20 protein-coding genes, 1 tRNA gene and 1 pseudogene are annotated in these 21,012 nt (G+C 72.8%); 17 read left to right on the top strand and 5 right to left on the bottom strand.

The window, feature by feature from the left end:
* Positions 1-78: 78 nt before the first annotated feature.
* Together A6A06_RS23900 and A6A06_RS23895 are read left to right on the top strand one after the other, a co-directional pair.
* Positions 79-1,047 (top strand): GlxA family transcriptional regulator, encoded by a 969-nt coding sequence (locus A6A06_RS23900; protein ID WP_073763407.1) that lies wholly within the window; start codon positions 79-81, stop codon positions 1,045-1,047.
* A gap of 140 nt (positions 1,048-1,187) precedes the next feature.
* On the top strand, positions 1,188-1,826 hold the full coding sequence (locus tag A6A06_RS23895) for a DJ-1/PfpI family protein (RefSeq protein ID WP_073763406.1): 639 nt from the start codon (positions 1,188-1,190) through the stop codon (positions 1,824-1,826).
* Here A6A06_RS23895 and A6A06_RS23890 read toward each other — a convergent pair.
* Positions 1,780-3,999, bottom strand: a complete 2,220-nt coding sequence (locus A6A06_RS23890) for an ATP-binding protein (protein ID WP_199931115.1) — start codon at positions 3,997-3,999, stop codon at positions 1,780-1,782. The two genes, A6A06_RS23895 and A6A06_RS23890, sit on opposite strands and share 47 nt — an antisense overlap.
* A 139-nt stretch (positions 4,000-4,138) precedes the next feature.
* On the opposite strand from A6A06_RS23890, the gene A6A06_RS23885 reads away from it, so the two are divergent.
* Positions 4,139-4,534, top strand: a complete 396-nt coding sequence (locus A6A06_RS23885; protein ID WP_073763404.1) for a hypothetical protein — start codon at positions 4,139-4,141, stop codon at positions 4,532-4,534.
* A gap of 20 nt (positions 4,535-4,554) precedes the next feature.
* On the opposite strand, the gene A6A06_RS23880 is transcribed toward A6A06_RS23885, so the two are convergent.
* Positions 4,555-5,307, bottom strand: a complete 753-nt coding sequence (locus A6A06_RS23880) for an enoyl-CoA hydratase/isomerase family protein (protein WP_073763403.1) — start codon at positions 5,305-5,307, stop codon at positions 4,555-4,557.
* A gap of 53 nt (positions 5,308-5,360) precedes the next feature.
* Here A6A06_RS23880 and A6A06_RS23875 point away from each other — a divergent pair, with 53 nt between their 5' ends.
* Positions 5,361-7,013, top strand: coding sequence for an ABC-F family ATP-binding cassette domain-containing protein (locus A6A06_RS23875; protein ID WP_073763402.1), 1,653 nt, complete (start codon positions 5,361-5,363; stop codon positions 7,011-7,013).
* Between the two features lie 32 nt (positions 7,014-7,045).
* On the opposite strand, the pseudogene A6A06_RS23870 reads toward A6A06_RS23875, so the two are convergent.
* Positions 7,046-7,297 (bottom strand): annotated as a pseudogene (locus A6A06_RS23870) (MBL fold metallo-hydrolase); the annotation flags it as partial.
* Between the two features lie 88 nt (positions 7,298-7,385).
* Between A6A06_RS23870 and A6A06_RS23865 the strand changes: the two are divergent.
* The 4 genes from A6A06_RS23865 to A6A06_RS23850 all read left to right on the top strand — a co-directional run bounded on the left by A6A06_RS23865 (position 7,386) and on the right by A6A06_RS23850 (position 9,320).
* The gene (locus A6A06_RS23865; RefSeq protein ID WP_073764478.1) at positions 7,386-7,733 is read left to right on the top strand and encodes a MarR family winged helix-turn-helix transcriptional regulator; all 348 of its coding nucleotides are present in this window, start codon (positions 7,386-7,388) and stop codon (positions 7,731-7,733) included.
* An 85-nt stretch (positions 7,734-7,818) separates the two neighbouring features.
* Positions 7,819-7,892 (top strand) — tRNA-Met (locus tag A6A06_RS23860).
* A gap of 115 nt (positions 7,893-8,007) precedes the next feature.
* Positions 8,008-8,682, top strand: a complete 675-nt coding sequence (locus A6A06_RS23855) for an HdeD family acid-resistance protein (protein WP_079194290.1) — start codon at positions 8,008-8,010, stop codon at positions 8,680-8,682.
* Between the two features lie 137 nt (positions 8,683-8,819).
* The gene (locus A6A06_RS23850; RefSeq protein WP_073763401.1) at positions 8,820-9,320 is read left to right on the top strand and encodes an ATP-binding protein; all 501 of its coding nucleotides are present in this window, start codon (positions 8,820-8,822) and stop codon (positions 9,318-9,320) included.
* Here the strand turns inward: A6A06_RS23850 and idi are convergent.
* On the bottom strand, positions 9,295-9,906 hold the full coding sequence (gene idi, locus A6A06_RS23845; protein ID WP_073764473.1) for an isopentenyl-diphosphate Delta-isomerase: 612 nt from the start codon (positions 9,904-9,906) through the stop codon (positions 9,295-9,297). The genes A6A06_RS23850 and idi overlap by 26 nt on opposite strands.
* Before the next feature lie 159 nt (positions 9,907-10,065).
* On the bottom strand, positions 10,066-11,013 hold the full coding sequence (locus A6A06_RS23840; protein ID WP_073763400.1) for a cation diffusion facilitator family transporter: 948 nt from the start codon (positions 11,011-11,013) through the stop codon (positions 10,066-10,068).
* Positions 11,014-11,569: 556 nt separating this feature from the next.
* Between A6A06_RS23840 and A6A06_RS23835 the strand changes: the two genes are divergently transcribed.
* From A6A06_RS23835 to hpnD, 9 genes are all read left to right on the top strand, one after another.
* Positions 11,570-13,363: a DUF5941 domain-containing protein gene (locus A6A06_RS23835; RefSeq protein ID WP_073763399.1), complete on the top strand. Its 1,794-nt coding sequence runs from the start codon at positions 11,570-11,572 to the stop codon at positions 13,361-13,363.
* Positions 13,360-14,097, top strand: coding sequence for a phosphocholine cytidylyltransferase family protein (locus A6A06_RS23830; protein WP_073763398.1), 738 nt, complete (start codon positions 13,360-13,362; stop codon positions 14,095-14,097). The genes A6A06_RS23835 and A6A06_RS23830 overlap by 4 nt, the downstream gene beginning before the upstream one ends.
* Positions 14,085-15,146, top strand: coding sequence for an iron-containing alcohol dehydrogenase family protein (locus A6A06_RS23825; RefSeq protein WP_073763397.1), 1,062 nt, complete (start codon positions 14,085-14,087; stop codon positions 15,144-15,146). Before A6A06_RS23830 ends, A6A06_RS23825 begins: the two co-directional genes overlap by 13 nt.
* On the top strand, positions 15,124-15,903 hold the full coding sequence (locus A6A06_RS23820) for a CDP-alcohol phosphatidyltransferase family protein (RefSeq protein ID WP_073763396.1): 780 nt from the start codon (positions 15,124-15,126) through the stop codon (positions 15,901-15,903). Before A6A06_RS23825 ends, A6A06_RS23820 begins: the two co-directional genes overlap by 23 nt.
* A gap of 14 nt (positions 15,904-15,917) precedes the next feature.
* Positions 15,918-16,790, top strand: coding sequence for a glycosyltransferase family 2 protein (locus A6A06_RS23815; RefSeq protein ID WP_073763395.1), 873 nt, complete (start codon positions 15,918-15,920; stop codon positions 16,788-16,790).
* Between the two features lie 79 nt (positions 16,791-16,869).
* Positions 16,870-17,799, top strand: a complete 930-nt coding sequence (locus A6A06_RS23810) for an ABC transporter permease (RefSeq protein WP_073763394.1) — start codon at positions 16,870-16,872, stop codon at positions 17,797-17,799.
* Positions 17,792-18,589 carry an ABC transporter ATP-binding protein gene (locus A6A06_RS23805; protein ID WP_073763393.1) on the top strand — a complete coding sequence of 266 codons (798 nt, stop codon included), beginning with the start codon at positions 17,792-17,794 and terminating at the stop codon, positions 18,587-18,589. The genes A6A06_RS23810 and A6A06_RS23805 overlap by 8 nt, the downstream gene beginning before the upstream one ends.
* 424 nt (positions 18,590-19,013) lie before the next feature.
* Complete coding sequence (hpnC, locus tag A6A06_RS23800) at positions 19,014-19,946, top strand: squalene synthase HpnC (RefSeq protein WP_242440911.1); 933 nt, start codon at positions 19,014-19,016, stop codon at positions 19,944-19,946.
* Entirely contained in the window at positions 19,943-20,920 is a 978-nt protein-coding gene (gene hpnD / locus A6A06_RS23795; protein WP_073763392.1) for a presqualene diphosphate synthase HpnD, read from the top strand. Before hpnC ends, hpnD begins: the two co-directional genes overlap by 4 nt.
* Positions 20,921-21,012: the final 92 nt, after the last annotated feature.

The following is a 21,012-nucleotide window of genomic DNA, read 5'->3' as shown; positions in this document are numbered from 1 at the left end:
ACCCGCCGTCCGCCGATGGCCGTAAAGGTGGGTTATTCGTCATTGCCGCCATCGCCGCGCCCGCCCAGGATGGTCGTCATGGAACAGCGCGACGTGCTGGTCGTCCTCTTCGAGGGCGTACAGAGCCTCGATGTCACCGGCCCGCTGGAGGTCTTCACCGGGGCCACCCTGCGCACACCCGGCGCGTACCCGGTCCGCACCGCCTCGCTCGACGGCGCCCCGGTCCGTACGGGCAGCGGGCTGACCGTGGCCCCCGACCTCCGGCTGGCCGACGCCGGGACGCCGCACACCCTCCTCGTGCCCGGCGGCCGGGGCACCCGGACACCCGACCCCCGCCTCGTCGACTGGCTGCGCGCGAACGCGCCGCGGGCCCGGCGCAAGGTGGCGGTGTGCACCGGAGCGTTCCTGCTCGCCGCCGCCGGACTGCTCGACGGCCGCCGGGCCACCACCCACTGGTCCCGGTGCGACGTGCTCGCCGAGCAGTTCCCCGCCGTACGGGTCGAGCCGGAGCCGATCTACGTACGGGACGGCGACGTGGCGACCTCCGCGGGCGTCACGGCGGGCATCGACCTCGCGCTGGCCCTGGTCGAGGAGGACCACGGCCGCGGCCTCGCCCTGGACATCGCCCGCCACCTGGTCGTCTTCCTGCGCAGGCCCGGCAATCAGACGCAGTTCAGCGCCCAGCTCGCCGCCCAGACCGCGGACCGGCGCCCGCTGCGCGACGTCCAGCAGTGGATCACCGAGAACCCGGCGGCCGACCTGTCCGTCGACACGCTCGCCGGCCGCGCGGGCCTGTCGCCCCGGCACTTCGCCCGCGCCTTCGGCGCCGAGGTCGGCATGACACCCGGCCGCTACGTCGACCGGGTACGGCTGGAGGCCGCCCGGCGCCTCCTGGAAGACACCGCCGACGGCATCGAGGGCATCTCCCGCCGCTGCGGATACGGCACTCCGGAGGCGATGCGCCGCGCGTTCACCCGCACGCTGGGCGCCGCCCCCGCCGAATACCGCCGCCGCTTCCAGCCCGTCTCCCCGCCGCCCTTCTCCTGACCCGCCGCCCTTCCCCTGACCGGCCCTGACCGGCCCGCCCGCACGAACCTCAGCCGTCCCCCGACCGGCCCCCGCACACGGCCGCCGGTCCCGCCGACGGCTGCCGCACCGCGCCCGCACGACCCGACGAAAGGCACACCATGCAGATCGCCATCCTCCTCTACGACGCCTTCACCACCCTGGACGCCGTCGGCCCGTACGAAACCCTCAGCCGCATCCCGGGCGCCGAGACCGTCCTCGTCGCCGAGCGCACCGGGGAGCACCGCGACGGCAGCGGCACCCTCGGCCTGACCGCCGACGCCACCCTGGCCGACGTCACCGCCCCGGACCTGCTCGTCGTACCCGGCGGCACCGGCCAGGCCGCGCTCATGGACAACGGGCCGCTGCACGACTGGCTCCGCGCCGTGGACACCCGCACCACCTGGACGACCTCCGTCTGCACCGGCTCCCTGCTCCTTGCCGCGGCCGGGCTCCTCAAGGGCCGCCGCGCCACCTCCCACTGGCTCGCGCTGGACCGGCTCCCTGCCTACGGCATCGAACCGACCGGCGAGCGTGTCGTCTTCGACGGCAAGTACGTGACCGCGGCCGGTGTGTCCTCGGGTATCGACATGGGCCTCGCCCTGGCGGGCCGGATCGCCGGTGACACCGCCGCGCAGACCATCCAGCTCGGCATCGAGTACGACCCGCAGCCGCCGTACGACGCGGGCTCGCCGGAGAAGGCACCCGCCGGGATCACGGCGGCGATGCGGGACCGGGCCCGGTCCATTCTGGAGGGGTGACGTCCGGCGGGCGGCCGGGCCGTGCGCCTTCGGGGGCGTCCGGCCCGCCGCCCTCCAGCTCCTCCTGCCACAGGAGTTCCGTCAGCCGTCCGATCCCGGCGGCCAGGTGGCGCCGGTACGTCGTCATCGGCAGCCGCAGCAGCTCCGCGGCGCGCGCCTGCGTCCCGGCGGGGCGCAGGTACGTGTGGTGCAGCGCCCGGAAGGCCCGGCGGTCCTGCGGCGACGCCTCCAGCGCTGCCGCCGCCGCGCGGACGGCTTCCCGCAGCGCCGCCACCCGCTCCTTGGGCCCCGCCCCGCCCGTCCTGCCCGCCGTTCCCGTACCGCCTGCCTCTTCCGTCCCGCCGGTCTCTTCCGCCCCGCCCGCCGCGCACCGCCCGGCGACCAGACGCGTCCCCAGCAGCGGCGAGTCCCGCAGACCGTCCGGCCGTACGAGCCCGCGCAGCGCGTCCCGCACGGCCTCGGCGAACGCCTCCCGGTCCAGCACCCGCAAGGGCTCCGAGACCACCGGCGGAGCCACGGTGAACGGGTCCTCGGCCCGTTCGCGCTCGGTCAGCATCGCCAGCCACGCCAGCCCCGGCACCCGCCGCCAGTCGTGCGTGAACACCCCGAACCGGCGCCCGGACGCCGTGAAGTCCGCCGCCGGGAGCCGCGCGAAGTCGACATACGCGCACCCCGGCTCCCAGAAGTCCGGGTCGGCGAACGGCAGCAGCGTCAGGGCGGGCCGGTGGCCGGTCAGGTAGTGGTGGGTCAGACGCAGGGTGATCAGGGTCTGTACGGGGGAGACGTCCTGGTACTCGTCGCGGCTCATCCAGAAGCGGACGAACAACGCCCGCTCGCCGTCGCGCAGTTCACCGTGCTCACCCAGCCAGCGGCAGGCGGCCCGTACCGCCGGGTCGTCCGGCCCGCCCGGCGGGGGAGCGCCACCCAGCTCGACCAGCGTGTAGAACCCCGCCGCCACCCCGTCCGGGCCGCGCACGGTGTACGTCTCGGCCTCCGGGCGCTGCGACCAGTCGTGCACCAGCCGAGCCGCCTCGATCCCCTCGTGGATCGCGGCGATCGTGCACGCCTCCACCAGCTCGCCGCCGCTGACCGGCCCCGGCGAGACCGTCAGCCGGTCCAGCCGCGCCGCCCCCGCCGCACCGCGCGCCACCGGCTCCAGCAGCGGCCCGACGACCGGGCTGTCCCGGTGCAGGTACGCGAAGTCCGCGAGCACCGCCCGCTGCCGCGCCCGTTCGTCGTCCTGGGTGAACAGCCGCTGGTAGTACGCGCTCGCCCGGCGGTGCAGCGCCGCCCTGCGTTCCGCGTCACGCCAGCGCAGCTCCGCGTCCAGCGCGTCCCGCACCAGGTCGTGCGGATGCACCCCGCGCAGCCCGCTCTCCATCGCGGACAGCCCGCACAGCCAGTCGAAGTACGGCCGCGCGTCGGGCACCTGGAGGAGCGCGGCCAGCAGCGGCTCGGTCGTCGAGAGCACCTGCGAGGACGCCTCCAGCGCGGCCCGGTGCAGCGGAGTCGGCACCGCCTCCAGCAGGCTCGCCAGCAGCGCCCGTACGATCTGCGGCGACGGCTCGGCCCCGGCCGCCTCCCCGCCGAGCGCGGCCACGTCCGCCACCAGCGCGAGCGCCAGCGGATGCCCGCGGGTGAAGGCCAGCCCCTCCTTCTGGACGGCGGGCGGCACACCGCGCCGGGTCAGCAGCTCCCGGCTCTCCGCCTCGTCCAGCGGCCCGAGCGGCAGCAGATGCAGCAGCCCCTGCCAGGCCGGGTCCAGGCGCCAGGACAGCGGCGGCGCCGTCCGGCAGGCCAGCGCGACCAGCGCGTCGGCGGGCAGCCGGGGCAGCAGCTCGCGGTGCACGGTGTCCCGCGCCACCCGCGGGTCGTCCAGGCCGTCGATGAGCAGCACCAGGTCCGGCCGGTCCGGAATGCGTTCGGCCAGCTCCTCCTCGTAGGAGCGCACCTCGGACGCCTCCAGCTGTACGGCGGGCCGCCCGGCGCGCGCGGCGAGCTGCGCGAAGTGGTGCAGCAGCGTCGTCTTGCCGATGCCGCCGGGGCCGTGCACGTACACCACCGCGCCGCGCCCGGCCGCCAGCAGCGCGCGAAAGGCCGCGGTCTCACCGCGGCGGCCGACAAAGCCCTCTTCGCGCGCCGTCACGAGCCGGTCGCCCAACCGGTCGGTCACCCGTCAAGTATGTCGCCGGGTCGGCCGGAACGGACCCATACCGGATGCGAAGCGGATACGGAACGGTCTGCGATCCGGCCGCCCGCCGCCCCTAGCTTCCTGGGTGCCGGTTCACCAACGACTCAGGGGGCGAAGGAAGATGAACCGCAGGACCACCACCGTCATGGGCGTCGTGCTCGGCGCCGCCTCGGCCGCCGGCCTGGCCCTGTCGTCCGCCGGTCCGGCCGCCGCCTCGCAGTTCTACGGCGGCACGCTGCACCCGGGGGAGCAGCGCTGCGTACAGCAGTCCGCCCAGCACAAGGTGCGCGTGGACGGCACGGCGACCGGCCAGGGCGCCAAGTTCAAGCTCCAGTACCAGGGCGCGACCGTGCCGGGCACCGGCTCGCCCGGCCTGGTCACCGCGTACGGCGCGGAGCTGCGCGACACCTGGCCGGGCTGGCCCGGCGCGGGCGACTACACCGCCTGCGCCACCAACAACGGCACCGCCGACACGAACGTGCGGCTGACCCTCAAGACGGACGGCGAAGTCACCTGACCCGCCGGGAGTCGCTCGATTCACCCCGCCGACCAGGTGAAACGCGGCTCCCGGCGTTCCAGAAAAGCGGCGACACCCTCCGCGGTGTCGCCGCTCGCGTGCGCCTGCGCGTCCCAGTGGGCGACCCGCTCCGGACCGGCGGGGCCGTCCGCGAACTCCTTCGCCGCGGCCTGCGTCAGCTGCGACCGGCTCGCCAGTACGGCGCTGAACGCCGCCACCCGCTTGTCCAGCTCCCCCTCGGGCAGCACCTCGTCCAGCAGACCGGTCCGCAGCGCCCGCGCACAGTCGATCAACTCGCCGGAGAACAGCAGGTACTTGGCGGCCGAAGGGCCCACCAGGCGCACCAGCCGCCGGGTGGCGGTGGCCGGGTAGACGATCCCCAGCTTCGCGGGCGTCACCCCGAACAGGGCGCCCTCCTCGGCGAACCGCAGGTCGCACGCCGCCGCCAGCTGGCAGCCGCCGCCCACGCAGTACCCGCGTACCGCCGCCAGCGTCGGCTTGGGAAACGCCGCGAGCGCCTCCTCGGCAGCCGTCGCCAGCCCCTTCTCCGCCCCCGCCGAACCGCGCAGCGACCCGATGTCCGCACCGGCGCAGAACGTGTCGCCCGCGCCGGTCAGCACCAGCACCCGCACGGCGCGGTCCGCCGCCAGCCGCTCCAGCAGCGGCGGAAGTTCCCGCCACATCCCCGTCGTCATGGCATTGCGCTTGGCGGGGTGACTGAGGGTGACGGTCGCGGTGCCGTCGCTGACGCGGGTGATGATGCCGGGTTCCATGCCCCGGATATTAGGACGGCCGTCCGGCGGTGTGCCGATACGATCGCGGTCTGATGTCTGACACCGCCGCCACCCTCGTCGCCAAGTCCCTCGCCGCCGGCCACGGCGAGCGCGTCCTGTTCTCCGGTCTCGACCTCGTGGTCGCGCCCGGGGACGTCATCGGCCTGGTCGGCGCCAACGGCGCCGGCAAGTCCACCCTGCTGCGCCTGCTGGCCGGCCTGGACACGCCGGAGGAGGGCCGGCTGACGCTCAGCCCGCCCACCGCCACCGTCGGCCACCTCCCGCAGGAGCCCGACCGGCGCCCCGGAGAGTCCGTACGCGCCTTCCTCGCCCGCCGCACCGGCGTCGCCGCCGCCCAGGAGGCCCTGGACGCCGCCACCCAGGCGCTGGTCGACGAGGCCCCGGGCGCCGACGACGCGTACGCCACCGCCCTGGAGCGCTGGCTCTCGCTCGGCGCCGCCGACCTCGACGAACGCGCCGAGGAGACGGCCGGCCAGCTCGGCCTGGCGGTCGGCCTCGACCAGCCGATGACGTCCCTGTCCGGCGGCCAGGCCGCGCGCGCCTCCCTCGCCTCGCTGCTGCTCTCCCGCTACGACGTCTTCCTGCTGGACGAGCCCACCAACGACCTCGACCTGGACGGCCTGGCCCGGCTGGAGGAGTTCGTCACCGGCCTGCGCGCCGGCACGGTCCTGGTCAGCCACGACCGCGAGTTCCTGACCCGCACGGTCAGCCGCGTCGTCGAACTGGACCTCGCACAGCAGCAGGTCAACACCTACGGCGGCGGCTACGCCTCGTACCTGGAGGAACGCGACCGCGCCCGGCGCCACGCCCGCGAGGAGTTCGAGGAGTACGCGGACACCAGGTCCGCCCTCGAAGCGCGCGCCAACACCCAGCGGAACTGGATGGAGAAGGGCGTCAAGAACGCCCGGCGCAAGGCCACCGACAACGACAAGATCGGCCGGAAGTTCCGCGCGGAGTCCACCGAGAAGCAGGCCGCCAAGGCCAAGCAGACCCAGCGTCTGATCGAGCGCCTGGACGTGGTCGAGGAGCCGCGCAAGGAGTGGGAGCTGCGCATGGAGATCGCCGCCGCGCCCCGCGCGGGCGCGGTCGTGGCCACCCTGCGCGGCGCCGAGGTCCGGCGCGGGGACTTCCGCTTCGGCCCGGTGGACCTCCAGATCGACTGGGCCGACCGGGTCGCCATCACGGGCCCCAACGGCTCCGGCAAGTCCACCCTGCTCGCCGCCCTGCTGGGCCGGCTGCCGCTGGACGCCGGGCACGCGGCCCTGGGCCCCGGCGTCGTGGTCGGCGAGGTCGACCAGGCCCGCGGCGCCTTCCTGGGCGACGAACCGCTGGCGGACGCCTTCCGCGCCGCCGTACCGGAGATGTCCCCCGCCGACGTACGGACCCTGCTCGCGAAGTTCGGGCTCAAGGCGGCCCACGTGCTGCGGCCCGCCTCGACGCTCTCCCCGGGCGAGCGGACCCGCGCCGCCCTGGCCCTCCTCCAGGGCCGCGGCGTGAACCTCCTGGTCCTGGACGAGCCGACCAACCACCTCGACCTGCCCGCGATCGAGCAGCTGGAGTCCGCGCTCGCCTCCTACCGGGGCACGCTGCTGCTGGTCACGCACGACCGGCGGATGCTGGAGGCGGTGGACACCACCCGGCGCGTCGAGGTCGCGGCCGGGCGTATCGCGGAGCACGTTCTCTGACCGTGCCCTGCCCGGCGCGTACGGCGGCGGGCTCAGCCGATCCGGACGGACGCGCCTGACTCCAGGCGGTGGTAGCGCGCCCCGGCGCCGGGGCCGTGGCCGCCCAGGAAGCCACCGACCATCGCGGTGCCGATGTCGTTGAGGGCGCCGTCGTGGATGGCGTAGGCGTCCTGCGGGGCGACCTCGCGGACGTAGTCGATCAGGTGGCCGACGGTGGACCAGGGGGCGTGCACCGGCAGCAGCAACGTGCCCACGGGGGACTCGGGGACGGTCAGGGCGTCTCCGCGTCGGCGCCGTCCAGGGCCTGCGGCTCGGTCGGGCCGCCCGGGTCGACGACCAGGCGGCGTCCCAGCGGTACGGGGCGTGGACACCATGTCCCCCGGGGAAGCGGCCGTCCTCGGCTTCCTCGACCGTGGCGGCCCGCTGACCACGGCCGACCTCGCCCACCGGCGCGGCGTCACGCACCAGTCCGCCGCCAAGTCTGTGAAGGCGCTCATCGGCGACGGCCTGGTGCGCGCCGAACCCCACCCCGGCGACGGCCGCAAAACCCTGCTGCACATCACCGGCGCCGGGCGCACCCGCCTGCGGCACGAGCGGGACCAGCGCGCCCACGCCCTCGATGCCGCCATCCGTGACCTGTTCAGCCCCGAAGAACGGCAGCAGCTGCGCGACTGCACCGCCCTGCTGTCACGCCTGACCGCGCATCTCGCCGGTAGGTGACCGCCGGTGCCCTGCCTCCGGTGCGGTCGCTCCGTCCGGCGATTTGGCGTACGGCCCCGATGCCCTCTAGAGTTAGGGCAACCGACGCGGGGTGGAGCAGCTCGGTAGCTCGCTGGGCTCATAACCCAGAGGTCGCAGGTTCAAATCCTGTCCCCGCTACTTCCGCAGCAGGCCCGGTGCTTTCCGTAAGCACCGGGCCTGCTGTCGTGCGTGTGCTGCCGTGCGGTCCCGAAGGAGGTATACCGGGACAAAGGTGTCCGTGAGGAGGGCCGTGATGCTCCGCAGAAGCAGATCCTCGAAGTCCCCGGACCCGGAGCGCGCGGCGCCACCGGGGGAGCAGGCGGCGGGCGAGCTGAAGCGCAGCTTCGGCCTGCTGGCGGGGCTCGGGGTGGTCCTGGTGATCGCCGGTCTGGTGGGCCTCGCGTACGTCGGTTTCGCGACCCTCACCTCGATGCTGCTCTTCGGGTGGCTGCTGCTGGTCGGCGGCGTGGTGGGACTGCTGCACGCGATCCAGTCGCGCGGCTCCGGCTTCTTCTGGCTCGCAGTGATCGTTGCGGCCCTGAACATCGCCGCGGGCGTGGTCGTCATCCGGCAGCCGGAGGTCGCGGCGGCGGGGCTGACGATGTTCGCGGCGCTGCTCTTCCTCACCGGCGGCGTCTTCCGGCTCGTCGGCGGCGTGGTCGTACGAGGGTCGCAGTTCGGCTGGACGCTGGTGCAGGGGGCCTTCGGCATCCTGCTGGGCGTGCTGGTGCTCGGCGACTGGCCGCACAGCAGCCGGTACGTGATCGGCTGCTTCTTCTCCCTAGGGCTGCTCTTCGACGGGCTCGGCCTGATCGCGATGGGCGTCGGGGGCCGGCGGATCGTCGGTATGGTGGCGGGCGGTCACGGCCCCGCGCGGGCCGCACCGGACGCCACCGGGCGCCCACCGGCCTCGTCCGGCAATTCTTGAACGGAAAACAAAAAGGTCAGGATCGGTCGCAGAGTCCGCCGCCGATTGCGAAATCGGTCAGAAGGCGTCGATAGAAGCTGACTTGTGTTCAGCGGGTCGGTCCGGACCAGCTCAGAAACAACACTCGGAGGGTGAGGATGCCTTCCGGCCCCCCGGCCGAACCCCCCGAGGAGCTGACCGCCACGCGCGCGTACGAAGGTGTCTGGCGCTTCACCGCACCGGCACTGGAGTCGTCGGTGCCCCAGGCGCGTCACGCGGTCCGGGACCTGCTCACCCGGCAGGGCGTGCCCGCGGCCGACGAGATCACGGACGCGCTGCTGCTGATCGTCTCCGAACTGGTCACCAACGCCGTGCAGCACGCCGCGCTGCTCTCCCCGGAGATCACGATCGAGGTCACGGTCGGCGCCGACTGGATCCGGGTCGCCGTCGAGGACGACCACCCGTACCGCCCCAAGGCCATAGAGGCGGACGAGGGCGACATCGGCGGGCGCGGCCTGTGGCTGGTCAAGATGCTCACGGCCGAGGCGGGCGGCAAGTGCGACGTCGCGCACACGGCGAGCGGCGGCAAGGCGGTCTGGGCCGAACTGCCGCTCGCCCCGCTGACGGGCGGGCCTACCAGCCCGCAGCCGGCCCGGTGAGCTCCCGCACGGCGGGCCTGGCCGCGTCCAGCACGGTCATGAACCACGCGGAGAACGGCAGTCGCTCGTGCTGCTCCGCCAGCTCCTGCGGCGTCACGAACGCGATCTCGCCGACCTCCTCCGGGTCCGGCTCCGGCGCGGCCTGCACCAGCCCCACGAACAGGTGGTTGTACTCCTGCTCGACCAGCCCGGAGTCCGGGTCCGGGTGGTTGTAGCGGACCGTGCCGGCCTCGCCGAGCAGCGCCGGGGCGACGCCCAGCTCCTCGGCGGTGCGCCGCGCCGCGGCGGCGAACGGCGTCTCGCCGGGGTACGGGTGGCCGCAGCAGGTGTTGGACCAGACGCCGGGGGAGTGGTACTTGCCCAGCGCCCGGCGCTGGATCAGCAGCCGCCCCCGGTCGTCGAAGAGGAAGACCGAGAACGCCCGGTGCAGCAGGCCGGGAGGCTGGTGCGCGGTGAGCTTCTCCTCGGTGCCGATCGTCGTGCCGTCCTCGTCGACAAGCTCCAGCAAGATCGGTTCAGCGGTGCCGCCCGGTGGGTTCACCGCCGTGGTCCCGGCGGTCTGTCCATTGGCAGGTGTGATCGGCATGCCCATCCTTGTCGTCGGTCTCCTCGCCGCCCAAGTCTGCCCTAGGGCTTGTCCTCGCACTCCCATCTGCCCCGCCACGCTCCCCCGGCCGCCGCGGGGAGGCATCCCCATGAGGCACCTCCACGATGCGCCCCCACCACGACTCGGGCCGCGTCCTTGTCATGGGCACAGTTGTGCCTCGTGCTCCGCGTGGCCGCCCGGCTCCAGCTGGAAGGTGCAGTGCCCGACGTCGAAGTGCCCGGTCAGGCAGCCGCGCAGGGCGTGCAGCAGCTTCTCGTGCCCCACCGCGTCCAGCGTGTCCTGCGCGACGACCACGTGGGCCGAGAGCACCGGCATCCCGGACGTGATCGTCCAGGCGTGCAGGTCGTGGACGTCCTCGACGCCCGGCAGCGCCAGCAGGTGTGCCCGTACCTCTGTCATGTCCACCCCCTTGGGGGCGGCCTCCAGCAGGACGTCCAGGGACTCGCGGAACAGCTTCCAGGTGCGTGGCACGATCATCAGCCCGATCACGACGGACGCGACCGGGTCGGCCGCCGACCAGCCCGTCAGGGAGACCAGCAGCGCCGCCACGACGACCGCCACCGACCCCAGCGCGTCCGCCATCACCTCCAGGAACGCGCCGCGCACGTTGAGGCTGTCGCGCTGCCCGCGCATCAGCAGCCCCAGCGAGACCAGGTTCGCCACCAGGCCCACCGCGCCGAACACCATGGTCGTACCGCCCTCGATGCCGACCGGCTCGAAGAACCGCGGCACCGCCGTGACCAGCACGTACCCGCCGACACCGAACAGCAGCAGAGCGTTGGCCACCGCAGCGAGGATCTCGGCGCGGGCGAGCCCGAAGGTGCGCTGCGGTGACGGCGGCCGGTTCGCGAAGCGGATCGCGACCAGCGCCATCGTCAGCCCCACCACGTCGGTGGCCATGTGCCCCGCGTCGGCGAGCAGCGCCAGCGAGCCGGTCAGCACGCTGCCGATGATCTCGGCGACCATGACGGCCGAGGTCAGCGCCAGCGCGCCGCGCAGCCGGCTGCGGTACGCGGCGGCCGCCGTGCCGGTCCCCGCGACGCCCGGCGCCGGCCCGCCCGTTCCGTGGTCGTGTCCTGCGCCCATGCCGTCCGCCTCCCGGAAGATGCCGCGCCCGCGCCGCCCGGCCGGTGCCGTCGGCCCTTGCAGTGAACTACGGGTGGGGGGTATACGGCAACGCGGAGCTGAACACCGTTGTCATGCGCTGACCTGCGGTGATGACGCACTGGGTGCGCGGCGGGGGAGGGGCGGGCGCGGCCGGCCGGCCGCCGGGGCCAGGGGCCGCTCCCCGGCTGCCCGGTAGGCCGCCCCGTACGCGGACCGGGCCGTGACCCGCCCCACACGCCGCCGCCCCGCAATCCGCCCACACGTGACCAGCCGTGTCATAACCGGCGGCGTGTCCGGGCGTCAGTTGTTCCCGGGCGCGTTGATCCACCATGATGATCGCGGCAGGCGCAGCCGGCGGTCACTCGATCGTGCGGTGAATGCGCGGTGAACGGCCGCATCCGGCGATCCGATAGCCTCTGCCGACGTGCCCACCCACCCCCTCGGGGACCGGTGTGCCACGCCCGCTGCCCGGGTAGCCCGTATCGAATGCGGACCGACCGGCGCGGCCTCGCCAGCTTCCAAGGAGTGAGTTCGTCTGTCGACCGCCATCCTCACCGGTCCGCCGGTCGCCGGGTCGCCGCTCGAAGCCGGCCTGCGCTCGCTGGGATTCGACGTCCGTGCGGCGGACGGCGCCGCGGCCGTGGCCGACGCGCTCGCCGCGGTCCCGGCCGATGAACGCGTCGCCGTCGTCGACCCCCGCTTCGTCGGTCACCTGCACAGCCTCCGGCTGGCGCTGACCGACCCGCGCTTCCCGGCCGCCGCGGTACCGGGCGCCGTCACCGCGCAGCCCGAGGCCCGCGCCGCGCTCCAGCGCGCCGCGACCGCGGTACCCGCCGGGCCCGGCACCCGCTACCGCGTGGACGTCCTCCCGGACGCGCTCGCCGAGACCATGGAGGCCGAGGACACCGCGCCGCAGCGGGTCGAGCTGGGCAGCCTGGTCGCGACCGTGCCGCTGACGCCCGCCGAGCGCGCGACGGCCGAGGAAGCCGTCGCCGCCGTCGACGACGAGGCCGTACGGCTGCGTACCGCCGTGAAAGCCCGCGACGGCTTCTTCACCACCTTCTGCATCAGCCCGTACTCCCGCTACCTGGCCCGCTGGTGCGCGCGCCGCGGCCTGACCCCCAACCAGGTCACCACGGCGTCGCTGCTCACCGCGGTGATCGCGGCGGGCTGTGCGGCCACCGGCAGCCGCGGCGGCTTCATCGCCGCGGGTCTGCTCCTGATCTTCTCCTTCGTCCTGGACTGCACCGACGGGCAGCTCGCCCGCTACTCGCTCCAGTACTCGACGATGGGCGCCTGGCTCGACGCGACCTTCGACCGCGCCAAGGAGTACGCGTACTACGCGGGCCTGGCGCTCGGCGCGGCGCGCGGCGGCGACGACGTCTGGGCACTGGCCCTGGGCGCGATGGTCCTCCAGACCTGCCGGCACGTCGTCGACTTCTCCTTCAACGAGGCGAACCACGACGCCACCGGCAACACCAGTCCCACCGCGGCGCTGTCCGACCGGCTCGACAGCGTCGGCTGGACGGTCTGGGTACGCCGCATGATCGTGCTGCCCATCGGCGAACGCTGGGCCATGATCGCCGTACTGACCGCCTTCACCACCCCGCGCATCGTCTTCTACGCACTGCTCGTCGGCTGTGCCCTGGCCGCCTGCTACACCACGGCAGGACGGGTGCTGCGTTCGCTGACGAGGCGCGCGCGGCGCACCGACCGGGCCGCCGGGGCCCTCGCCGACCTGGCCGACTCCGGGCCGCTCGCCGGACTGTTCGCCCGGGGCGGCAGCGGCGGCGCCTTCACCGCCCCCGTCATGGCCTTCCTCGGCACCGCCTGCCTCCTGACCTGGGTGATCTTCCAGGACGAGCCCGTGACGTGGACGACCGTGGTCATCGCGGTCATCTACGCCCTCTTCTCCGGTCAGGCCGTCGCCCGCCCGCTCAAGGGCCCGCTCGACTGGCTCGTACCGCCGCTGTTCCGGGCGGGCGAGTACGTCGCCGTCCTGGTCCTGGCGGCCCGCTCGGACGCCGACCAGGCGCTGCCCGCCGCGTTCGGCCTGGTGGCGGCGGTCGCCTACCATCACTACGACACCGTCTACCGCATCCGCGTCGGTACGGGGGCCCCGCCGCGTTGGCTGGTGCGGGCGGCCGGCGGGCACGAGGGGCGGACCTTGCTCGTTGTCCTCCTCGCGGCCCTGCTGCACTCCACAGGTTTCACAATCGCGCTGACGGTCCTGGCACTGGTCCTGGCGCTGCTGGTGCTCGTCGAGAGCATCCGCTTCTGGGTGTCCTCCGGAGCACCCGCCGTACACGATGAAGGAGAACCCGCATGATCGGCCTCGTGCTGGCCGCCGGCGCCGGACGGCGTCTGCGTCCTTACACCGACACCCTGCCCAAGGCTCTGGTGCCGGTCGACGGTGACACGACCATCCTGGACCTCACCCTCGGCAACTTCGCCGAGATCGGCCTGACCGAGGTCGCGATCATCGTCGGCTACCGCAAGGAGGCCGTGTACGAGCGCAAGGCGGCGCTGGAGGCCACGTACGGCCTCAAGCTCACCCTCATCGACAACGACAAGGCCGAGGAGTGGAACAACGCCTACTCCCTGTGGTGCGGCCGGGACGCGATCAAGCACGACGTGATCCTCGCCAACGGTGACACCGTGCACCCGGTCTCCGTCGAGAAGACGCTGCTCGCCGCCCGCGGCAACGGCCAGAAGATCATCCTCGCGCTGGACACGGTCAAGAACCTGGCCGACGAGGAGATGAAGGTCGTCGCCGACCCCGACAAGGGCGTCCAGAAGATCACGAAGCTGATGGACCCCGCCGAGGCGACCGGCGAGTACATCGGCGTCACCCTCATCGAGGGCTCGGCCGCCGAGGAGCTCGCGGACGCGCTGAAGGCCACCTTCGAGCGCGACCCCGACCTGTACTACGAAGACGGCTACCAGGAGCTCGTCAACCGCGGTTTCCAGGTCGACGTGGCGCCGATCGGCGAGGTCAAGTGGGTCGAGATCGACAACCACGACGACCTCGCGAAGGGCCGTGAGATCGCATGCCAGTACTGACCCGCCTGATTCCGTCCCCGGTCGTCGTTGACATCAGCGCCGGCGCACTGGACGACCTGGCGGGCCTGCTGGCCGATCAGCGCATCTCCGCGTCCGGGAAGCTGGCCGTCGCCATCAGCGGCGGCTCCGGCGCCCGGCTGCGGGAGCGGCTGGCCCCCGCGCTGCCCGGCGCCGACTGGTACGAGGTCGGCGGCGGCACGCTGGACGAGGCGATCAAGCTCGGCGACGCCATGAAGAAGGGCCACTACGACGCGGTCGTGGGCCTGGGCGGCGGCAAGATCATCGACTGTGCGAAGTACGCGGCGGCCCGCATCGGCCTGCCGCTGGTCGCCGTCGCGACGAACCTGTCGCACGACGGCCTGTGCTCCCCGGTGGCCACCCTCGACAACGACGCGGGCCGCGGCTCCTACGGCGTGCCCAACCCGATCGCCGTGGTGATCGACCTCGACGTCATCCGCGAGGCCCCGGTCCGCTTCGTGCGCTCCGGGATCGGCGACGCGATCTCCAACATCTCCGCGGTCGCGGACTGGGAGCTGTCGCACCGCGAGACCGGCGAGGACATCGACGGACTGGCCGCCGCCATGGCACGCCAGGCCGGCGAGGCCGTGCTGCGCCACCCCGGCGGCGTCGGCGACGACGGCTTCCTCCAGGTGCTGGCCGAGGGCCTGGTCCTCACCGGCATCTCGATGTCCGTGGCCGGCGACAGCCGCCCGGCCTCCGGCGCCTGCCACGAGATCAACCACGCCTTCGACCTCCTGTACCCCAAGCGGGCGGCGAGCCACGGCGAGCAGTGCGGCCTCGGCGCCGCCTTCGCCACGCACCTGCGCGGGGACGAGGAGACCTGCGGGCTGATGATCGAGGTACTCCGGCGGCACGGCCTGCCGGTGACGCCCGGCGAGATCGGCTTCAGCGACGAGGAGTTCGTCAGGGCCGTCGAGTACGCCCCGCGGACCCGCCCCGGCCGCTACACCATCCTCGAACATCTCGACCTGTCCACCGACCAGATCAGGGACGCATACGCCGACTATGCACAAGCCGTCCGTAGCTGAACTCCGCCCGGTCGTGCACCCCGAGGGTGTCAAGGACCGGCGCAGCGGTGAGCACTGGGCCGGTCGCCTGTACATGCGGGAAATCTCGCTGCGCTGCGACCGGTACCTGGTGAACACCAAGGTCACGCCCAACCAGCTGACCTATGTGATGACCGTCTTCGGCGTCCTCGCGGCCCCGGCCCTGCTGGTGCCGGGGATCTGGGGGGCCGTGCTCGGGGTGCTGATGGTCCAGCTCTACCTGCTGCTCGACTGTGTCGACGGCGAGGTGGCCCGCTGGAAGAAGCAGTTCTCGCTCGGCGGGGTGTACCTGGACCGGGTCGGTGCCTACCTCACCGACGCCGCCGTCCTGGTCGGCTTCGGCCTGCGCGCCGCCGACCCGTGGGGCTCCGGACGGATCGACTGGCTGTGGGCCTTCCTGGGCACCCTGGCCGCCCTCGGCGCGATCCTGATCAAAGCCGAGACCGACCTGGTCGGTGTCGCCCGCCACCAGGGCGGGCTGCCGCCGGTCAAGGAGGCGGCGTCCGAGCCGCGCTCGTCCGGCATGGCGCTGGCCCGCAAGGCCGCCGCGGCGCTGAAGTTCCACCGGCTGATCCTCGGGATCGAGGCGTCGCTGCTGATCCTGGTCCTGGCGATCGTGGACTCGGCCAGGGGCGACCTGTTCTTCTCGCGGCTCGGTGTCGCGGTCATGGCCGGTATCGCGCTCCTCCAGACGCTGCTCCACCTCGTGTCCATCCTCGCCTCCAGCAGGCTCAAATGACGGGGGCGCGTCCGATGAAGGTCGGCGCCGTCGTCCTGACCATGGGCAACCGCCCGGAGGAGCTGCGCGCGCTGCTCGGCTCGGTCGCCGGGCAGCACGGCGACCCGGTCGAGGTGGTGGTCGTCGGCAACGGCTCGCCGCTGCCGCCGCTGCCCGCCGGCGTACGGACCGTGGAGCTGTCGGAGAACGTCGGCATCCCCGCCGGGCGCAACGTCGGCATCGAGGCGTTCGGACCGGGCGGCAGCGAGGTGGACGTGCTGCTGTTCCTGGACGACGACGGGCTGCTGCCCGGCGCGGACACCGCCGAGCTGTGCCGCGAGGCGTTCGCCCGCGACGAGAAGCTGGGCATCGTCAGCTTCCGCATCGCGGACCCGGACACCGGCGAGACCCAGCGCCGGCACGTGCCGCGGCTGCGGGCCTCCGACCCGATGCGGTCCTCCCGCGTCACCACCTTCCTCGGCGGCGCGAACGCGGTCCGTACGAAGGTCTTCGAGGAGGTCGGCGGGCTGCCCGACGACTTCTTCTACGCCCATGAGGAGACCGACCTGGCCTGGCGGGCCCTGGACGCGGGCTGGATGATCGACTACCGCGCCGACCTGGTGCTGTTCCACCCCACCACGGCGCCCAGTCGGCACGCGGTCTACCACCGGATGGTGGCCCGCAACCGGGTCTGGCTGGCCCGCCGTAACCTTCCGGCTCCGCTGGTTCCGGTCTACCTCGGTGTCTGGTTCCTGCTCACCCTGGCCCGGCGGCCCTCGCGGCCCGCCCTGCGTGCCTGGCTGGGCGGCTTCAAGGAGGGCTGGTCCACGTCCTGTGGTCCCAGGCGTCCCATGAAGTGGCGTACCGTGTGGCGCCTGACCCGGCTGGGCCGCCCTCCCGTCATCTGACAAGCTCGTATCTGAGAGCATCAGGCGCGAACCCGGGGCACGGCCCCGGCAGCGCACCTTGAGGACGAAAGTGTCAACAGTGAGCGAGACTACGCACGACAGTGCGGTCGCCATGAGTGCCCCGCCAACACCCGACGACGGGCTCTCCCGTGCCGAGCTGGCCCGTAAGTACGGGCTCACGCAGAGCGGCGCGCGGCCCAGCCTGCCGGAGTACGTGCGGCAGCTGTGGGACCGGCGGCACTTCATCCGCGCCTTCTCCAGCGCGAAGCTGACCGCGCAGTACAGCCAGGCGAAGCTGGGCCAGGTATGGCAGGTGGTGACGCCCCTGCTGAACGCGCTCGTCTACTACCTCATCTTCGGCCTGCTGATCGGCACCAGCCGTGGTGTCGAGGACTACGTGCCCTTCCTGGTCACCGGCGTCTTCATCTTCACCTTCACGCAGAGCTCGGTGATGGCCGGCACCCGCGCGGTCTCCGGCAACCTGGGACTGGTGCGCGCGCTGCACTTCCCGCGCGCCTGCCTGCCCATCTCGTTCTGCCTGATGCAGCTCCAGCAGCTGCTGTTCTCGATGGGCGTGCTGGTCCTCATCCTGCTGGGCTACGGGCAGGTGCCCACCTGGTCCTGGCTGCTGGCGATCCCGGCTCTGGTGCTGCAGTTCATCTTCAACACCGGGCTCGCGATGGCCATGGCCCGGCTGGGCAGCAAGACCCCCGACCTCGCGCAGCTGATGCCCTTCATCATGCGGACGTGGATGTACGCGTCCGGTGTGATGTTCAGCATCGACGTGATCCTCAAGGAGAAGACGGTCCCGGCCTTCGTGCACGTCCTGCTGGACTGCAACCCGGCCGTGGTCTACATCGACCTGATGCGCTTCGCGCTGATCGACAGCTTCACCTCGGGCAAGCTGCCCCCGCACGTGTGGCCGCTGGCCCTGGGCTGGGCGCTGGTGATGGGTGTCGCCGGCTTCGTGTACTTCTGGAAGGCTGAGGAGCGGTACGGCCGTGGCTGAGCAAGAGGACGCCGTACAGACGGCGGACGGGAACCGCGTCCCCACCGTGGTCGCGGACGACCTGCACATCGTGTACCGGGTGTACGGCACGGGAGCGGGCAAGGGCAGCGCCACCGCGGCCCTGAACCGCATCATCCGCCGCAAGCCCTCCGGCGGCGTGCGCGAGGTGCACGCGGTCAAGGGCGTCAGCTTCACCGCCTACCGCGGCGAGTCGATCGGCCTGATCGGCTCCAACGGCTCCGGCAAGTCGACGCTGCTCAAGGCCGTCGCCGGGCTGCTGCCCGCGGAGCGCGGCAAGGTCTACTCGCACGGCCAGCCGTCGCTGCTGGGCGTGAACGCGGCTCTGATGAACGACCTGACCGGCGAGAAGAACGTCGTGCTGGGCGGTCTGGCGATGGGCATGTCCCGCGAGCAGGTGCGCGAGCGCTACCAGAGCATCGTCGACTTCTCCGGCATCAACGAGAAGGGCGACTTCATCTCGCTGCCGATGCGCACGTACTCCTCCGGCATGGGGGCGCGGCTGCGCTTCTCCATCGCGGCGGCCAAGGACCACGACGTCCTGATGATCGACGAGGCCCTGGCGACGGGCGACCGGGCCTTCCAGAAGCGCTCCGAGGCGCGGATCCGGGAGCTGCGCAAGGAGGCCGGCACGGTCTTCCTGGTCAGCCACAACAACAAGTCGATCAGGGACACCTGCGACCGGGTGCTGTGGCTGGAGAAGGGCGAGCTGCTGATGGACGGCCCGACCGACGAAGTGATCAAGGCGTACGAGAAGGAGTCGGGCAAATAGCCCGCAGCGTGCCGTACGGCCCCCGCGAGTCCGGCTCGCGGGGGCCGTTGATCGTCGCGGGCCGGCCGCGGAAGGTCGTGTGCCGGTCTTCGGATCGTTAACAGCTGGTCAACTCGGCTGGATACGGGAACAGTTCGCGACGATTGGATGTTGACCGGATCGTTGCTTCGCGGTTCGGTACCCCCTCGGACGCCGGAGAGATGTACGGCGTAAGCTGTACGGGTACTGAACAGCACAAGTGGCACAAGTCGGGCAATGCTTACCCGTCCTGGCGACCGGGAGTCCGATCGGGCGGGTCGCACCATGCGGCGTGTCCGAAATGGGATGTTTTGGCTTGGCGGTGTAGAACGGGAGGCGTGACGGCAATGGCTACTGGAACTCTCCGGCTCCGAAACGCGCCGGGCAGCCTCCGGTGAGCCGAGGGATGGCACGGGCACGCGACGTCCTGGTCCGTCGCCGGCCGCCGGACGACAGTCGGGACGCGCAGTCGCGCACCGTCCTGGACCAGGCCGCGCACGAGAACTTCCCGGTGGCGCCGTTCTTCCTGCCCCGCGCCTGGCGCCGGGACCTGATGGCGGTCTACGGCTTCGCCCGCCTGGTGGACGACATCGGTGACGGCGACCTGGCGCCCGGTGGCGGCGACGCCGCCCGCCTCGGCCTGGACGGCGGGGGAGACACGTTCGCCCTGCTCGACGCGCTGGAGGCGGACCTGTACCGCGTCTTCAGCGACCGCGCACCCGGACCGCTGCACCCCCTGATGCGCCGCCTCGGCCCCACCGTGCGCCGCTGCGGCCTGACCCCGGAGCCCTTCCTCGGCCTGATCGAGGCCAACCGGCAGGACCAGCGGGTCGGCCGTTACCCGGCCTACGGCGACCTGCTCGCCTACTGCGAGCTGTCCGCCAATCCCGTCGGGCGGCTCGTCCTGGGCATCACCGGCACCTCCAGCCCGGAGCGCGTCCGGCGCTCGGACGCGGTCTGCACCGCGCTGCAGATCGTCGAGCACCTCCAGGACGTCGCCGAGGACCTCCGCCGGGACCGTGTCTACCTCCCCGGCGAGGACATGAAACGCTTCGGCGTCACGGAAGCGGACCTCGCCGCCCCGACAGGGGGCGCATCGGTGCGCGCGCTGATCGCGTACGAGGCGGAACGCGCCCGTGAACTGCTGAATGAAGGCACCCCGCTGGTGGGTAGCGTCCACGGCAGGCTCAAGCTGCTGCTCGCCGGCTTCGTCGCCGGCGGACGCGCCGCACTTCAGGCGGTCGCGGCCGCCGATTACGACGTACTCCCTGGACCGCCCAAGCCGACCAAGCTCAGCCTGCTGCGCGAGGTGGGGGCGACATTGCGAAGAGAGGGGTGAGTCGGACCGTGGAGGACATCGCACACGCGTCCGCGCCGGTGCTCGCTGCATACCGTTACTGCGAGGCCGTGACCGGGCAGCAGGCACGTAACTTCGCCTACGGCATCCGGCTGTTGCCGGCCGACAAGCGGCAGGCCATGTCGGCGCTCTACGCCTTCTCGCGCCGGGTCGACGACATCGGCGACGGCCCGCTGGAGGACGCCGCCAAGCAGCAGCGGCTGGAGGAGACCCGGACCCTGCTCGCGCGCATCAAGGACGGCGCGGTCGACGAGGACGACACCGACCCGGTGGCGGTCGCACTGTCCGACGCCGCCCGGCGCTTCCCGATCCCGCTCGGCGGGCTCGACGAGCTGATCGACGGCGTCCTGATGGACGTACGCGGCGAGAGCTACGAGACCTGGGACGACCTGAAGGTCTACTGCCGCTGCGTCGCGGGGGCGATCGGACGCCTCTCCCTGGGGGTTTTCGGCACCGTACCCGGCGCGCCGGACACCGCACGCGCCGCCGAGTACGCCGATACGCTGGGGCTGGCCCTGCAACTGACCAATATCCTGAGAGATGTTCGCGAGGACGCGGGAAACGGCCGTACGTATCTCCCCTCCGACGACCTCGCCAAGTTCGGCTGCGCGGTGGGCTTCCACAGTCCGGTCCCGCCGCCCGGCGCGGACTTCACCGGACTCGTCCACTTCGAAGTCAGGCGCGCCCGCGCCCTGTTCGACCAGGGCTTCCGGCTGCTGCCGATGCTCGACCGGCGCAGCGGTGCCTGCGTCGCCGCCATGGCCGGCATCTACCACCGCCTCCTCTCGCGGATCGCGGCGGACCCGGAAGCCGTGCTGCGCGGCCGGGTCTCGCTGCCCGGCCGGGAGAAGGCGTTCGTGGCCGTGCGCGGCCTGTCGGGCTTCGACGCGCGGGCGATCGGCCGCCGCCAGGCGGCCAGGGCGGCCGGCCGGCCGCCCGTAAGGAGGCGCGGATGACGGGCCAGGACACGGGCGAGGCCGACGAGCCCTGCTCAGGGCCACTGCGGCGGTCCAAGCGGCGGGCAACCCTCCGCCGGGCCGCTGCGTCC

Source organism: Streptomyces sp. CB02923, from assembly GCF_001905005.1.
Classification (GTDB): Bacteria; Actinomycetota; Actinomycetes; order Streptomycetales; family Streptomycetaceae; genus Streptomyces.
This window is presented reverse-complemented; position numbering and strand designations above follow the sequence as displayed.